The sequence below is a fragment of the Myxacorys almedinensis A genome (assembly GCF_010091945.1).
In the GTDB taxonomy this organism is placed as follows: Bacteria; Cyanobacteriota; Cyanobacteriia; order Leptolyngbyales; family Leptolyngbyaceae; genus Myxacorys; species Myxacorys almedinensis.
Genome location: NZ_WVIE01000027.1, coordinates 24,925 through 40,155, shown reverse-complemented (window position 1 = coordinate 40,155; position 15,231 = coordinate 24,925). Strand labels below are relative to the sequence as shown.

At 50.0% G+C, this 15,231-nt stretch carries 12 protein-coding genes; 7 read left to right on the top strand and 5 right to left on the bottom strand.

The window, feature by feature from the left end; all coding sequences use genetic code 11:
* Window positions 1-96: 96 nt before the first annotated feature.
* On the bottom strand, window positions 97-1,485 hold the full coding sequence (locus GS601_RS23815) for an ATP-binding protein (RefSeq protein ID WP_162424778.1): 1,389 nt from the start codon (window positions 1,483-1,485) through the stop codon (window positions 97-99).
* A gap of 242 nt (window positions 1,486-1,727) precedes the next feature.
* Between GS601_RS23815 and GS601_RS18530 the strand changes: the two genes are divergently transcribed.
* From GS601_RS18530 to GS601_RS18510, 5 genes are all read left to right on the top strand, one after another.
* Window positions 1,728-3,350 (top strand): cyclic peptide export ABC transporter, encoded by a 1,623-nt coding sequence (locus GS601_RS18530; RefSeq protein ID WP_162424777.1) that lies wholly within the window; start codon window positions 1,728-1,730, stop codon window positions 3,348-3,350.
* Window positions 3,351-3,481: 131 nt separating this feature from the next.
* Entirely contained in the window at window positions 3,482-3,934 is a 453-nt protein-coding gene (locus tag GS601_RS18525) for a Spy/CpxP family protein refolding chaperone (RefSeq protein WP_162424776.1), read from the top strand.
* A gap of 686 nt (window positions 3,935-4,620) precedes the next feature.
* Entirely contained in the window at window positions 4,621-5,484 is an 864-nt protein-coding gene (gene bchL, locus GS601_RS18520; RefSeq protein ID WP_162424775.1) for a ferredoxin:protochlorophyllide reductase (ATP-dependent) iron-sulfur ATP-binding protein, read from the top strand.
* 77 nt (window positions 5,485-5,561) lie between these two features.
* Entirely contained in the window at window positions 5,562-5,975 is a 414-nt protein-coding gene (locus GS601_RS18515) for a DUF5331 domain-containing protein (RefSeq protein ID WP_162424774.1), read from the top strand.
* A gap of 81 nt (window positions 5,976-6,056) precedes the next feature.
* Window positions 6,057-7,463: a ferredoxin:protochlorophyllide reductase (ATP-dependent) subunit N gene (locus GS601_RS18510; protein WP_162424773.1), complete on the top strand. Its 1,407-nt coding sequence runs from the start codon at window positions 6,057-6,059 to the stop codon at window positions 7,461-7,463.
* Between the two features lie 205 nt (window positions 7,464-7,668).
* On the opposite strand, the gene GS601_RS18505 is transcribed toward GS601_RS18510, so the two are convergent.
* The 4 genes from GS601_RS18505 to GS601_RS18490 form a co-directional block, all read right to left on the bottom strand.
* Window positions 7,669-8,955 (bottom strand): glycosyltransferase family 4 protein, encoded by a 1,287-nt coding sequence (locus GS601_RS18505; protein WP_162424772.1) that lies wholly within the window; start codon window positions 8,953-8,955, stop codon window positions 7,669-7,671.
* A gap of 583 nt (window positions 8,956-9,538) precedes the next feature.
* Window positions 9,539-10,510 (bottom strand): solanesyl diphosphate synthase, encoded by a 972-nt coding sequence (gene sds / locus GS601_RS18500; protein ID WP_162424812.1) that lies wholly within the window; start codon window positions 10,508-10,510, stop codon window positions 9,539-9,541.
* Window positions 10,511-10,605: 95 nt separating this feature from the next.
* A complete protein-coding gene (locus GS601_RS18495; RefSeq protein WP_162424771.1) occupies window positions 10,606-10,830 on the bottom strand; it encodes a hypothetical protein in 225 nt (74 codons plus the stop codon).
* Window positions 10,812-11,324, bottom strand: coding sequence for a GNAT family N-acetyltransferase (locus GS601_RS18490; RefSeq protein ID WP_162424770.1), 513 nt, complete (start codon window positions 11,322-11,324; stop codon window positions 10,812-10,814). The genes GS601_RS18495 and GS601_RS18490 overlap by 19 nt, the downstream gene beginning before the upstream one ends.
* 288 nt (window positions 11,325-11,612) lie before the next feature.
* Here GS601_RS18490 and GS601_RS18485 point away from each other — a divergent pair, with 288 nt between their 5' ends.
* Together GS601_RS18485 and secA are read left to right on the top strand one after the other, a co-directional pair.
* Window positions 11,613-12,161, top strand: coding sequence for a diheme cytochrome C (locus GS601_RS18485; RefSeq protein ID WP_162424769.1), 549 nt, complete (start codon window positions 11,613-11,615; stop codon window positions 12,159-12,161).
* A 196-nt stretch (window positions 12,162-12,357) separates the two neighbouring features.
* On the top strand, window positions 12,358-15,162 hold the full coding sequence (gene secA, locus GS601_RS18480; RefSeq protein WP_162424768.1) for a preprotein translocase subunit SecA: 2,805 nt from the start codon (window positions 12,358-12,360) through the stop codon (window positions 15,160-15,162).
* Window positions 15,163-15,231 lie beyond the last annotated feature (69 nt).

The window sequence follows — 15,231 nt, the reverse complement described above, 5'->3', positions numbered from 1 at the left end:
GGTATTATTTCTGCATTCGTTAGCGCTCCCCTGTCCCACACCCAACAAAACTCGCCAAAGCAGATTAAGAGGTGCTATTCGTTCAGAGCAGCCGCATTAGACCATGGGCAGCAGAATCTCAAAAGCAGTGCCCATTCTAGACAGTGGATCGCTCGGATCAATGCAAGAGTAAACTTTAAACCTGCCGCCATGGCGTGCTGTAATAATTCGGTAGCTCATTGCCAAACTCGTTTCTTTGACAAGCGATCGCTCCGTTGAAAAGGCTTGCATCAGTTGTCGCTGAACTTCTGCCGACATGGCTGTGCCATTATCAGCTATTTGAATTGAAACCCAGCGATCGCCAGTGTGATCCAAGGAACGAACATCGGTTGAGATGACGATTTTAGGCAGGTAAATTACTTTGGCACGATGTTGAGGGAGAGTAGCGTTAAGTTGGCTGTTGGCTGCCTCGTTAAGCAGACCATCGATCGCCCGGTTCAAAATATTCATGAAGACTTGATTTAGCTGCCCGCCAAAGCACGAGATCGGGGGCAAATGACCGTAATTTTTGGTCACTTGTATTTCGCTAGTCAAGCGGCTTTTGAGCAAAAGCAAAACAGAATCTAGGCACTCATGCAAATCGGTCGGTCGAGGAAAGACTTCATCAATGTGACAAAAATTTTGCAAACTGTTTGCCAATTTAGATAAGCGATCAGCCCCACTTTTGATGCTGTCTAACGTTTTTGGCAAATCTTCGCGGATATAATCTACCTCGATCGCATCTCGCAATTCTGCAATTTCAGGCGATGGGTTGCCCTGCCGTTCGTAGGCGTCGAGCAGGTCTAAAAGGTCGTGATTGTAGGCAGCAACGTGAGACAGATTGCCCCAAATAAAGCTAACCGGGTCGAGAACCTCGTGAGAGATTCCATCCACCAAGCGTCCTAGACTTGCCATTTTTTCGCTTTGCAGCATTTGAACTTGCAAGCGCTCGATTCTGACTTGAGTTTCAATACCGCGCAGTTGCCAAGCGGCGACGCTGAGTTCGTGAGCGTCTAGGAGCCGATAGGTATTGGGAGAAAATTGAACGACGATCGGCTCGTTAAAACGCTCGATGGGGCGGCGCATCACTTGTTGGGCTGCTCCTAAAATCGATGTGTCTGCCATCAAAACCAGTGGGCTAAGGCGGGCATAGCTATGCAGCACTTGCAGCGATTTTTGCAGAAATAGCTCCGCGCCATGAGGACGCAACAAATGTTCTAAGAAGCATTGCCGAGAAATCATGCCGACCAATGTTTCCTGATCAAATAAAATCACGCCTGGTAAAAGTGGGTATCGCTCGAAGCTCTGAGCAAGTTCGCTACCCAAAATTTCCCAATCTGCCTGAAATTCGTACAAAGACAAATCTTGGAGCGTTGAGCGCAGATGCAGGGCTTGTGTGCTGCCTTCTGTGAACGTGAGAGAGGTTAGGGGAGAGCGAATTTGGTGATCGGCATTGGTGGTAAACACAATGGCATAGTCGGCAAACGTCTAGCTTATACATTGCCCAAATTTGAGGTGGTTTGCTCTACAGGTAGGTTTGTTGGATGGAGGCATCAAGGGAAAGATAGGCTTGCGGAAAGATGGGGCAGACGGTTGAAGTAGGCTCTGGCGGCTAGAGACACGCCTAGGCGATCCATCGTCAGTGATAATGGTTGAACTCTTCGTTGTTTATTTTCTGTTACATCTACTCATTCTTCATTGTTAACGCTATGCAATTGTTATCATTTTTGCTGCGATCGTCGCGAAAGCAAGTTGCGATCGCAATTTTTACTGGGTTTCTCAGTGGCATCAGTAGCGCGGGGCTGATTGCGTTGATCAGTCGAGCGATCGGCGCAAAAGAGGCAGAAATGGGAACAGTTGCAGGCGCATTCATCGGGTTGGCTGCAATTTCTCTAGTCACAAGCGTTATTTCTCAGGTGATTCTGATTCGCCTGGCGCAAGATGCCGTGTTTCATTTGAGAATGCGGCTCGGTCGGCAAATTCTTGCCTCAGAGCTAAATCATTTAGAACGATTGGGCAGCGCTCCGGTGATGGCAACCTTGACCGAAGATGTACAGGCAGTGGCAACGGCGGTTTCTTCGTTTCCTTTTTTGTGCATCGATCTCGCTACGATCGTCGGCTGTTTTGCGTATATTGGCTGGCTATCGTGGATTGTGTTTTTGATGGTGATGGGCTTGTTTATTGCGTCGTTTGTCGCCTGTCAATGGATTCTCAACCAGGGTAGAAAACGGTTAGCCTATGCCCGTGATGACCAAGATATATTGTTCAAGCATTTTCGAGCGATCACCGATGGCATCAAAGAGCTAAAACTGCACTACCCGCGCCGTCAGATGTTTCTATCAGATGATCTGGAAGTGACCTCTGCTTCTTTTCGCCGCCATAATGTCGATGCTTTGGTGCTGTTTGCCGCCGCCGCCAGTTTTGGAAAACTAATTTTCTTTTTTGCGATCGGGTTTGTGCTGTTTGCTTTGCCCAACATTCTCTCTGTGCCACTGCAAACCTTGTCCGGCTATGTTCTAACCTTCACCTACCTGATTTTGCCCCTCGATAAAATTGTGCTGAAACTACCGGTTTTGGGTCAGGCGAGTGTTTCGCTAGACAAAATTAATGCGTTGGGGTTATCGCTTAAAAGCCGCTCTGAAGCGATCGCGGTTCCAGCACCCACCCATCCAGACTGGAGCAGTTTAGAACTGCGCCATGTGACGCACACTTACTACCAAACAGAGGATAGCAATTTTGTTTTAGGACCGATTGATCTCACCCTTCGCCCTGGCGAGATTGTGTTTGTTGTGGGCGGCAATGGCAGTGGCAAATCGACCTTAGCAAAGTTACTGACTGGGCTTTATGTGCCTGAATCGGGGGCGATCGTATTTGATGGGCACCCGATCTCAGAGCGCGATCGCGAATGGTATCGACAACATTTTTCGGCGGTGTTTGCCGATTTTTACTTGTTCGATCGGCTGCTGGGCATTGACGCGCCTAATTTAGATGCTCAAGCTCATAGCTATTTGAAACAGTTGCACCTCGATCATAAAGTCCAAATTGTGGAGGGGCATCTCTCGACAACCAAGCTTTCTCAGGGTCAGCGCAAACGGTTGACACTGCTCACGGCATACCTCGAAGATCGTCCGATTTATCTGTTTGATGAATGGGCATCGGATCAAGATCCGGTGTTTCGTGAATTGTTTTATCAAGAATTTTTGCCGAAGCTCAAGCATCAAGGAAAGACCATTTTGGTGATTAGCCACGATGATCATTATTTTCAGAGCGCCGATCGGATCATCAAGCTTGACTATGGACAGATTGAGTACGATCGCAGGCTCAATGCGTAAGCTGTAACCCAGGCAGAACGGCTCTTTCAGAATTGATGGAAATCGATTGAACCAATCTAGAAAAGCCAGTGTCTAACGTTGCGATGCTAAGGCATTAGAGTTCATTACTTCTCAAAGGAAACCTCACACCCATGATCAAGAAATTTGCGTTTCTTCTACCCGGCGTTGCTGCCTTTGTTTTAGCGGGTGCGCCTATGCTGTCAGTTCAGGCTCAAGCTCCGTCAGGCGGCACACCGCGAACAGAGCGACGCATGGGCAACAAGCTAAATCTGAGTGACACTCAAAAAGCTCAAATGAAGCAAATTCGTGAGTCTGCAAAAAGCCAGATGCGTGCCGTCCTCACGGCAGATCAGCAGGCAAGGCTTGATGCGGCTGGTCAGCAAAAAGGCAAGCGTGGTGAAGTGATGCAGTCGTTGAATTTGAGCGACGACCAAAAAGCCAGAATTCGGTCAATCATGCAGACCTCTCGCCAGCAGATGGATGCCTTGCTAACGGCAGAACAGCGTGCCCTCCGTGACCAAATGAAAAATAACCGTCGCGGCGGTCAGCGTCAAAGCTATTGGGGTAGCCAGCGCCGCGTTTAATGGGCTAGAGCAGATGGGCTTTAGTCATTTGTAATCGATTTGGGATCATGCAAGACACCTCACGCGGGGTGTCTTTTTTTGTGAACCAAGATTTGCAGAAGATTTGCAGAAATTGAGCGAATCAATAGTTTGAATCAGGGATTTGTCAAAAGTTTCACGATTATTAACAAAGGGAAGAAAGTCTGCGATCGCACGATGCACCGATCAGGGTTGCCCCCACTGTCTGAGTGCCTATTCTCATTCACAGGGCAAGGTGCGATCCGCCTCCAGAAACTCAGAAGCACCCGCCTCCTTAACCTTAGATGGGCATAGTTGCCCTATCCCTTTTTCCTCACCAAAAGACTGCTCTATCAACTGTTTTACTATTTGTTTTTTGTTCCGCTTTTTATATAAAACGGGCCATAAACTTTGGAATTATAGAAAAATAAGCTTTGAAGAAGATTCAGAAGTATTCTGTATCACCAGGCATTTATTTGGCTCTTACAGTTCTTTCTCACACCCTTAAGTGTTGTTTCGAGTGCTTTTAATCCTGCTCACCATCGTTAATAATGCTTTCCAGAGGCAAGACACAGTTCTGCATTTCGCTGGTTCTCAAGTTCGCCGTCAGAAGCAAACGGTTCTCAGCAAAAGCGATGTCTGCTCGTTCTGCCTTCACCCCGTTCGCAAAGAGACTACAGGAGAGTACGATGAAACTCGCAGTATATGGAAAAGGTGGAATTGGCAAGTCCACAACAAGCTGTAACATCTCAGTGGCGTTGGCAAGGCGGGGTAAGAAAGTTTTGCAAATTGGCTGCGACCCGAAGCACGACAGCACCTTCACCCTGACCGGATTTTTGATTCCCACCATTATCGACACCCTTCAAGAAAAGGACTATCACTATGAAGATGTCTGGTCTGAAGATGTGATTTACAAAGGCTATGGCGGCGTAGATTGCGTCGAAGCAGGCGGGCCTCCGGCGGGCGCAGGGTGTGGCGGCTATGTGGTGGGCGAAACCGTCAAGCTATTGAAAGAACTCAATGCCTTCGACGAATATGATGTGATTTTGTTTGACGTCTTGGGCGACGTGGTGTGCGGTGGCTTTGCGGCTCCGTTAAACTATGCCGACTATTGCCTGATCGTCACCGACAACGGCTTTGATGCCCTGTTTGCTGCCAATCGGATTGCGGCTTCGGTGCGCGAGAAAGCACGGACTCACCCCCTGCGGCTGGCAGGGTTGATCGGCAACCGCACCGCAAAGCGGGATCTGATCGACAAATACATCGATACTGTACCAATGCCGGTGCTAGAAGTCTTGCCGCTGATCGAAGATATCCGGGTTTCTCGCGTCAAAGGTAAGACTTTGTTTGAGATGGCAGAAAACGATCCGTCGCTGAATTATGTCTGTGACTACTACCTCAACATTGCCGACCAGATTTTGGCAAATCCGGAAGGAGTCGTCCCGAACGATACGCCCGATCGCGACTTGTTTGCTCTGCTGTCTGATTTCTATCTCAACCCCAAAGAGCTACCCAAAACGGAAGAAAGTGAGCTTGATTTAATGATGGTTTAAGGAGAGGTAAAAGGTTTGGGAAAGCGCCAAAACAGAAGATACTAGTTTTGTTTTGCCTTTCCTCCGGTTCCTCCCCCATGAATATTGACCAGCTTCGCCAATCTCTCAAGGATAAGTGGCTGACTTACTACCAAGAAAATCGTCGGTGGCTGATCCGCATTGCGATTTGGGTCAACTGCGACGGGCAGCGTAGACCGTCTTCGAGTTTTATTCTCGGTACGCTTTCTGTCTTAGAGCCGCGTCTTACCGAGTTGCTGCCGTTGGTCGTTGACCTTAGCAATAATCCAGACCGCATTGTGATTGCGTTAGGGCTAAATTTCAATCCGGATGAGATGTTAGAGCGTGCTTCAGGGGTACGAGCCGAGTTAGACGATCGCCGCGTCTTTCTGCCGCCTGCCAAACCTTCGATTTCCGAGCAATTGCCGCGCCGTCGTCCTGCTCACCAAGATGAATCTTGTGAAGGAACGGGACGCTCTTCTAGAACGCAATAATTCTTACCCACCGTACAGACACGATCTATCGCATCTCTAGCTGCATAACAAACCCCAATTAATTCAAAGGACTCTTGATTCATGACCCTCGCCGATACTCAACCTTCTGCTCTAAATTTTGAGTGCGAAACGGGCAATTACCATACCTTCTGCCCGATTAGCTGCGTCGCGTGGCTTTACCAAAAAATTGAAGACAGTTTTTTCTTGGTGATCGGAACCAAAACGTGCGGTTACTTTCTGCAAAACGCGATGGGCGTGATGATTTTTGCAGAACCCCGTTATGCCATGGCAGAACTTGAAGAAGGAGATATTTCTGCCCAACTCAATGATTATGGCGAACTGAAGCGATTGTGCGAGCAGATCAAGCGCGATCGCAACCCCAGCGTCATCGTGTGGATCGGCACCTGCACCACCGAGATCATCAAAATGGACTTGGAAGGTCTCGCGCCCAACCTTGAAGCTGAGCTTGGCATTCCGATCGTGGTGGCTCGTGCTAACGGTCTCGACTACGCCTTTACCCAGGGAGAAGACACCGTTTTAGCTGCCATGGCGCAGCGCTGCCCGACGAAGACGCCTGTCGCAGAAGCCGAAAAAGAGGAAAGAAACTCAATTTCTAAGCTGCTCAACTTTGGACGCAAGAAAGAAGACGTGCTTGCAGAGCAATCGGAATACAAAGATCATCCGCCCCTTGTGCTGTTTGGTTCGCTGCCCGATCCCGTCGTTACTCAACTGACGCTCGAACTTAAAAAGCTGGGGATTAAAGTTTCGGGTTGGCTACCGTCTAAACGCTACACCGAGCTTCCGGTGATCGAAGAGGGCTACTACGTTTCGGGCATGAATCCGTTTCTCTCTCGCACAGCAACCACCTTGATGCGCCGCCGCAAAACCAAGCTGATCGGTGCGCCGTTTCCGATCGGCCCGGATGGAACCCGCGCCTGGCTCGAAAAAATTTGCTCCGTGTTCAATATTGAGCCGACGGGAGTCGCAGAACGAGAAGCCAAGATTTGGGAAAGCCTGGAAGATTATCTCCAAATTATTCGGGGCAAGTCGGTTTTCTTCATGGGCGATAACCTGCTAGAAATTTCTCTGGCGCGGTTCCTGATTCGCTGCGGTATGACCTGCCCCGAAATCGGCATTCCCTACATGGACAAGCGCTATCAAGGGGCTGAACTCGCTTTTCTAGAAAAAACCTGTGAAGAAATGGGCGTTCCACTACCCACGATCGTAGAGAAGCCCGACAACTATAACCAACTCCAGCGCATTCACGAAATCAAACCAGATTTGGTGATTACGGGCATGGCTCATGCGAACCCCCTGGAAGCACGAGGCATCACTACGAAGTGGTCAGTAGAGTTTACCTTTGCTCAGATGCATGGGTTTGGCAATGCCCGCGACATTCTAGAGCTTGTGACTCGTCCGCTTCGCCGTAACGATGCGCTCAAGGGCTTAGGGTGGGAGAAGCTAGTGCGAGAAGAAGCAAATCATTAAGGATTGGGGCAGATTTGGTTGGAGATGCGATCGCGGCAAAGTAAAGTCTGCGATCGCATCTTTCGGTTTGGGCAAAAATCCTGCACCGGTTTTTCCTGATCGCGCCCCAGGTGGAAGAAGAATAAATTGGTAGATGCACCCTGATGATCGCCCCTGACACTTGTGCCAGGGGTTTTATTTGTTCATAGGTGTATTCAAATTTAGGTTAGGCACTCACGGGAGAACTGCTCGATTGGGCTGAAACGTGCGGTTGGCTCGATTCCTTTGACACGCGCTTGTAGAGCTTGCTCAACTGAGCCGCCACACCATCCCAACTGAAAATCGCCTCGACTCGTTCTCTGCCAGCGTCCCCCAACTGGTCGCGCCATTGAGAATTTGCCAGAATGCGCGCGATCGCATCAGAGAAGGCGGCACTATCTTTTGGGGGGGCTAACAAACCTGTCACTTCTGGAATGACGGTAAACTGCAAGCCACCCACCGCGCTGGCTACGACGGGCGTTCGGCTTGCCATCGCCTCGATCGCCACCAGTCCGAAGGGTTCGTAGTGACTGGGCACAACGCAAACATCTGCCGCCGCATAGTAGAGATGCAGGTTATCTAGCCCCAAGCGCCCCGGAAACGAGGTGATGGTGTGCAATCCGAGGTTGGCAACTATTTTCTCGATGCGATCGCGCTCCCGACCATCACTCTGCCCAGGACGACTGCCCCCGCCAATGATTAATTGAAGGTTGTCTCGTTGCGTCAAGCGTCCCACTGCTCGCACCAGGGTTTCGATGCCTTTACGCGGATCAAAGCGTCCTACATAGAACACGATCTTTGCATCCTGAGCCAGTCCCAACTGCTGGCGCGCCTCTGCGCGAGACACACAGCCAAACCGCCGAATATCTGTACCGCACGGAATAATATCAATATTGCCGTCTGTAGAGACCAGCGATCGCATGTGGTCTTGCTCTTGTGGGCTGGTCGCAATAATCCGCTCTGCCGTTTCTAAACAGGTTTTTTCTGTGGCTAAGCGAGTTTTGGCAATGAGAGGGATCGTCGAGATGGCTTGGTATTTAACTGCGCCTAGCGAATGGTAGGTGTGAATATGTTTCGTTCCCTGAAGTGCTTTGAGCCGCATACCCACCCACGATGAAAGCCAATAGTTGGTGTGAATAACGTCATATTTTGCACCCTCATCGGCTTGAAACTGCTGAAAAGCCTCCACAAATTTGGGGAGATGCTCAAACAACTCGTCTCTGGGGATAAATTTTTCAGATCCGGCAGTGAGACGAATGGTGCGGCAATCGGGAGTGTGTTGTACGATTCTTGCTTGATCCGGTGCTGAACGTCGGGTGAACATGTCCACCTGCCAGCCCTGACGAGACAGTGCCTCACCAACCTGGCGCACATACACATTCTGTCCGCCTGCCTCTTCTTTACCGATTTCGATCGCTGGATCACCGTGAACCGAGATAAGTGCGAGCCGCTTTTTATGACCAGGGAAAAACATAAATCAATTCACCAAAACACAATAAATAGGAGCGAAAAATGGGGACAAATGCACCGCAGAAGCGGTCTTGAAATGGATATATTCTTTTGATCTAAACAATATAGATAAAGGCTATTCCATCCATCGGTCATGGGAAATAAATCTATGTAAAAGGGCGTTATCTCTTTCGGATAAAAGCTCTATCTATCTTCCATAAGACAGATTTTTTCCAGAAAAACCAGGCAAAAAATTAAACGAAAGCGAGCACTTTAGCCGTTTATTTGCAAGGAGCAAAGGGCTGTTTTACCTCTGTAACCTTGACGGCTTGCTTATTTAAGGGCACTATGGATAACCGTTTGTGTCAGAAGTAATGTTTATATCTTCTATCTAAACTGTCCAAACTATTAACCCAGGATATTCTCAATCTATATTTTGAAAAAGCTCCTTATTCGTAGTAGTTTAGAATGCTAACTAACGCGAACAAAAGGCAGATAAAGGCAGGGCAAAAGATGTTTAGAAAAACGGAAGGCGGGCATCAATTTTTTTGTGTCCGCCTTCTCATAAAAAAACGATGATCCACTACTGTATTGAATAAGTGATCTAGCTAATATAAGCGCCTCAGCACATAATCGGATAATTTGATCAGCGCTTGACGAGATTCGGTTGTGGGCAAGTCGGAAAGGTAGTCGGCTGCCACGGCTGCATGGTGCGCTGCCAGTGCTCGCGATCGCGCTATCCCTTGGCTATCGTGCACCAATATCAACGCCTGCTCCAAATCACCCTCTTGAGCAAATTCCCGATCGATTAACGCCGCCAAATATGGCTTTTCTTCGAGGGCATACAGCACCGGAGCCGTCAAGTTGCCACTTTTAAGATCCGATCCGGCAGGCTTGCCCAACCCTTCTGAAGACGCCGTAAAGTCTAAAATGTCATCTACGATCTGAAACGCTAATCCTAAATGGCGACCGTAATTAAATAGCTTTTGCGCCTGAGCGTCTGAAACATCGCTGAGAATGCCTGCGGCTTTGGAACTGTTGGCGATCAGGGATGCTGTTTTGTAGTAGCTTTTCTCAAGATAAGCCTCGATCGTCAGTTCGGTTGTAAATCGATTTAGCCCCTGCTGAATCTCTCCTTCTGCCAAATTCATGATCACTTCTGACAGCAGTTTGACGACTTCTAGATTGTCTAGATTGGCCAGATACCACGAAGATTGGGCAAACAGAAAATCGCCTGCCAAAACCGCGACTCGGTTGCCAAAGCTCGTGTGAACCGTGGGAATGCCGCGCCGCATTTCTGATTCGTCTACTACATCGTCATGCACTAAACTTGCGGTGTGAATCATTTCCGTGATTTCTGCCAGCCGCCGATGCCGTTGGCTGATCTCCTGGTTGGGTGTGGTGGCGCGGGCAACAAGCAACACGATCGCAGGTCGGACTCGTTTTCCCTTGGCTCCAAAAAGATGCTCTGCTGCCGCATACAGCATCGCATGGCGCGCACCGATTAAATTTTTAAGGTTCTCCGTCAATTCACAGAGGTCTGCTTCGACGGGAGAAAATAAGGAGGTTGCTGAAGTCATGGACATGCCGACTCAGGGGCTATAGTTAAGATTTTTTAAGGCTTGTGTCTTTATTCTAAGGTACTGGACTGATAGATGAAAGAAAATGATTGAAATTAGTTCGGGTGGAGTTGGATGAATCCCTCAGGTCTGCCGCGATCGCGCTGGCTCTGATAAATATTTAAGGCACTCAACGAAGCGGATAACTCGCTGTCACCCGCTTGTTGATAGTATCTGGTTTCTGGGTCGTTAAATTTGGCAATCGTTGAATCTGGCAGGGTTGAACCTTCGAGCCAACGGGCACAAATCTTAGAGTAGCCCCCTAGCTGCCAATATCGCATTCCATCTCGACCGACAAGGCAGGGTTGGGGAGGGCGATCGGTTGATTGAAATAAACCATCGTCGTCGTGGCGTTTTGCTCAAAGCCAATCCGTTGGTAAAACTCTTGCTGATTGGTTGTCATCAGATACACCCGCTCTACCCGGCACACCTGGGGATGACTTAAAACAGTTTGTACGAGTTTTCGCCCAATCCCTGCGCCCTGGTAGTCTGGGTGAACCACCACATCCCAAATTGTGGCGCGATAGATTCCGTCTGAGGTGGCTCTGGCAAACCCAATCAGGTGATCGTGATTCCAGGCAGAAATGACAGGGCTGCTGTTGGCGATCGCGATTTCTAGATCGTCTGCGGCGCGATCGCGTGCCCAAAACGCAGCAACCTGAAATAATGCTTGCAGTTGCTCTATCTCTAGTTCTGAATTTAATGCTGAGGTGCGATGGGAACCCGTCTGTAATTTTTGTGTAGAATCGCGAAACTGAATATGACTACAATCCATGCTCAACGCATCCTGTTCTAACGATGGTGCAAGGGAATTAGGCAATTACCCATCTCTGGTTTTATCCAACTTTACGCAAAGAATCAGTATCAAAATCCGCACTTTTACCCTCAAGATCGGTCTTGCTAATCTAACCGACGCTGGCGGCAACGGTCTGAAATCGCCAAATTTCGCCTAAAAACCAGCCGCGATCGCAACTCAGGCAAACCAGATCGGCAAGTTTATCGACTTATCCCTACTCTTTGCCCGATCCATCCAATGAAGACGCTCTTTCCGATAGTCACTCCTATGTCCCCCGTTTCTAAAAATTCGCGCGCCCATCGCCCTCTGATGCGGCGCAAGCGCGCTCCGCTCTGGCTGATTGGAATAGTGTTGGCGTGGAGTTTGGCAGTGGGTTTAGGGCTTGCCCGTGCGATCGCAGCCGAACCTGCCCCCCAGATCACCACCGTAGATGCCATTCCGCCGCGCCACCAAGCCGGGCAGCAGCTTTACCTAGAAACCTGCGCCACCTGTCACATCGGCATTCCGCCTGCGGTGCTGCCCACCCAAACCTGGAGAGAATTGCTACGCGATCCGCAGCACTACGGAGCCGAACTTCAGCCCTTGGTCGATCCGCCGCGCTACCTGGTGTGGAACTACTTAAAGTTTGCGTCTCGGCAAGTTGCGCCAGAGGAAAACGTGCCCTATCGGATCGCACAGTCAAAGTATTTCAAAATTTTGCACCCCAACATAGAGTTGCCCCAAAAAGCCACCCTTTCAAGCTGCATCGCTTGTCATCCGGGAACCAACCAGTTTAACTTTAGGAGCCTGTCGCCCCCTTGGAAGAAAGCCCCATAATTGGCAAAGCAGACGCCCCCATTCGGTAATACGTACTTTTTCGCTACTGCTTCGATCCGCTTGGCTTAAGCCAGAATGATAGGATTGATATACCTTAAATGAGTTGTGGGTGACAGACTTCTGCCCCATCGCGGATTCTTGAGATCCCACCCGACCCCAACGTCCTACCCTGATCCAAACGCGCTAACTTCCTCTCATGCTTAAATCTCTGCTGGGCGATCCCAATGCTCGTAAAGTCAAAAAATATCAGCCCTTAGTGGCTGAGGTGAATCTTTTAGAAGAAGAGATTCAAGCCCTTTCCGATGACGAATTGGCGGCAAAAACCGCAGAATTTAAGCAACGGTTGGCAACGGCAAAAAACGAGAACGAAGAAAAGCAGATTCTGGACGACATTTTGCCAGAAGCTTTTGCAGTAGTGCGAGAAGCCGGAATTCGGGTGCTGGGAATGCGGCACTTTGATGTGCAACTGATCGGCGGCATGGTGCTGCACGATGGGCAAATTGCTGAAATGAAGACGGGGGAAGGAAAAACCCTCGTTTCGACGCTGCCTGCTTACCTAAATGCGCTGTTGGGTCGGGGCGTTCATGTGGTGACGGTCAACGATTATCTCGCCCGCCGCGATGCCGAGTGGATGGGGCAAATTCACCGTTTTTTGGGCTTGAGCGTGGGGCTGATTCAGCAAAACATGAGTCCGGTTGAGCGCAAGCGCAACTATGCCTGTGACATTACGTATGCCACCAACAGCGAACTCGGATTTGACTACCTGCGCGATAACATGGCAACGTCCATGGAGGAAGTGGTGCAGCGATCGTTCCAATATTGCGTGATTGACGAAGTTGACTCGGTGCTGGTTGACGAAGCCCGGACGCCGCTGATCATTTCAGGACAGGTGGAGCGCCCGACTGAAAAATATCTGCAAGCTGCCGCGATCGCACGGGCACTCAATAAAGAAGACCATTATGAAGTCGATGAGAAACAGCGCAACATTCTGGTGACAGATGAAGGGTTTATTCGCGCCGAAGAGCTTTTGGGCGTGACGGATCTCTTCGATCCTCAAGATCCGTGGGCGCACTACATTTTCAACGCGCTCAAAGCAAAAGAACTGTTTATCAATGATGTGAACTACATCGTTCGGGGTGATGAGGTGGTGATCGTAGATGAGTTCACAGGGCGCGTCATGCCGGGTCGCCGCTGGAGCGATGGTCTGCACCAAGCGATCGAAGCTAAAGAAAATGTCGATATCCAAAACGAAACCCAAACCCTGGCGACGATCACCTACCAAAACTTCTTCCTGCTTTACCCCAAACTCGCTGGCATGACCGGAACGGCGAAAACCGAAGAAGCAGAATTTGAAAAAATTTACAAGCTCGAAGTGACCATCGTTCCGACCAATCGCAAAACTCAGCGTCGCGATGTGTCTGATGTGGTGTATAAAACCGAGGAAGCCAAGTGGAACGCGATCGCGCTAGAGTGCGCTGAAATGCACCAGATGGGTCGCCCGGTGTTGGTGGGCACCACGAGTGTGGAAAAATCGGAACTGTTGTCTGGGCTGCTGGCTGCCCAAAGCGTGCCGCACAACCTGCTCAATGCCAAACCCGAAAACGTGGAGCGAGAATCTGAGATCGTTGCCCAAGCCGGACGCAAAGGCAAAGTGACGATCGCCACCAACATGGCAGGACGAGGAACCGACATCATTTTGGGCGGGAACTCGGATTACATGGCGCGTCTGAAGATCCGTGAATATTTTATGCCCCGCATCGTACAGCCCGACGATGAAGATGAGTTTTCGGCGGGTCGCGGCTTTGCCGATGCGCGTCCGGGCGGGCAAGGCTTTGCTAGCGACAAGAAACCAAAAACTTGGAAAGTTACGTCAGATATTTATCCGACGCCGCTTTCTAGCGAGACCGAACAAGCGCTGAAAGATGCCGTTTTAGTGGCGGTTCAGCACTATGGAGAGCGCAGCCTCCCCGAACTTGAGGCTGAAGATAAAATTGCCACGGCAGCAGAAAAAGCACCGACCACCGACCCCGCCATTCAAAAATTGCGCGAAGTTTATCGGATGATTCGCCGCGAGTATGACGCCTTCACCGATACGGAACATGCGGAAGTGGTCGATCTGGGCGGACTGCACGTGATCGGCACCGAGCGTCACGAATCGCGCCGGATCGACAACCAACTGCGCGGACGGGCAGGACGCCAAGGCGACCCTGGCTCAACCAAATTTTTCTTGAGTTTGCAAGATAACTTGCTGCGCATCTTTGGCGGCGATCGCGTGGCAGGGCTGATGAATGCTTTCCGCGTTGAAGAAGATATGCCGATCGAGTCGGGCATGTTGACGCGATCGCTCGAAGGGGCGCAAAAGAAAGTCGAAACCTACTACTACGACATTCGCAAGCAGGTATTTGAGTATGACGAAGTGATGAACAATCAGCGGCGTGCCATCTATGCCGAGCGCCGCCGCGTGTTGGAAGGGCTAGACCTCAAAGAACAAGTGGTGAAATATGGCGAACAGACGATGGATGATATTGTGAACGCTTATATCAATCCTGAACTGCCGCCAGAAGAATGGGAACTCGATAAGCTCGTGACCAAGGTTCAAGAGTTTGTCTACCTGCTGAGCGATTTAGAACCAGATCAGATGGCAGACATGACCGTGGGCGAAATCAAAACCTTTCTCCATGAGCAAGCCCGCATTGCTTACGACCTCAAAGAAGCTGAAGTCGATTCGGTGCAGCCTGGTCTGATGCGTCAAGCAGAGCGGTTCTTTATCCTCAACCGCATCGACACCCTCTGGCGCGAGCATCTCCAGTCGATGGATGGGCTGCGTGAGTCTGTTGGTTTACGCGGTTATGGGCAAAAAGATCCGTTGATCGAGTATAAGAGCGAAGGCTATGAGCTATTCCTGGAAATGATGATCAATATTCGGCGGGATGTGGTCTACTCGCTGTTCCAGTTCCAGCCGCAGCCGCAACAGCCGCAGTTAGAGGTAGAAGTGCTTTAGGGCATTTATGGTGCAGGCAAACCCTCTTTTCACCCAGAGAGGAGGGTTTAGCACCGGCGATCGCGGTGA